The sequence below is a fragment of the Vibrio sp. 1288 genome (genome assembly GCF_033344475.1).
In genome coordinates this window covers 1-921 of record NZ_JAWPOX010000232.1, presented here as the reverse complement: position 1 = coordinate 921, position 921 = coordinate 1, and the positions used below count along the sequence as shown (strand labels likewise).

The following is a 921-nucleotide window of genomic DNA, read 5'->3' as shown; positions in this document are numbered from 1 at the left end:
TGACTACCTAGGCGCAACAATTCAAGTTATCCCTCATATCACTAACGCTATCAAAGACCGCGTAATTGCAGGTTCTGAAGGCCACGATATTGCTATCGTTGAAGTTGGTGGTACGGTAGGTGATATCGAATCGCTACCATTTATGGAAGCAATCCGTCAGCTAGCAGTAGAACTTGGCCGTGAACGCGCAATGTTCATGCATCTAACTCTTGTTCCTTACCTAGCAGCAGCTGGCGAAGTGAAAACTAAACCGACTCAGCACTCTGTTAAAGAGCTACTGTCTATCGGTATCCAACCAGACATCCTAGTTTGCCGCAGCGATCGCATGATCCCAGCGAACGAGCGTAAGAAGATTGCACTTTTCTGTAACGTTCCTGAGAAAGCGGTAATCTCAATGAAGGACGTAGATTCAATCTACAAGATCCCTCAACTTGTTAAGTCTCAAGGTCTTGATGACCTAGTGTGTACTCGTTTCGGTATTGATGCGCCAGAAGCTGACCTTTCTGAATGGGAACAGGTCATCTACGAATAAGCGAATCCAACAGGTGAAGTAACTATCGGTATGGTCGGTAAATACATCGAACTACCAGATGCGTACAAATCTGTGAACGAAGCACTTAAGCACGCAGGCTTGAAAAACCGCCTAAACGTAACCATTAAGTACGTAGACTCTCAAGACATCGAAACTAAAGGCGTTGAGCTTCTAGAAGGTCTAGACGCTATCCTAGTTCCAGGTGGTTTCGGTGATCGTGGTGTTGAAGGCAAGATCCGTGCGGCTCAATACGCACGTGAAAACAAAATGCCTTATCTAGGTATCTGTCTAGGTATGCAAGTTGCCCTTATTGAATACGCGCGTAACGTTGCGGGTATGGAAGGTGCACATTCAACAGAATTTAACAAAGAGACTAAGTACCCTGTGGT

General features: G+C 45.5%; 1 pseudogene. It reads left to right on the top strand.

Annotated features, from left to right (window positions below):
• Nucleotides 1-921 (top strand): annotated as a pseudogene (pyrG, locus tag R8O11_RS25895) (glutamine hydrolyzing CTP synthase); the annotation flags it as partial.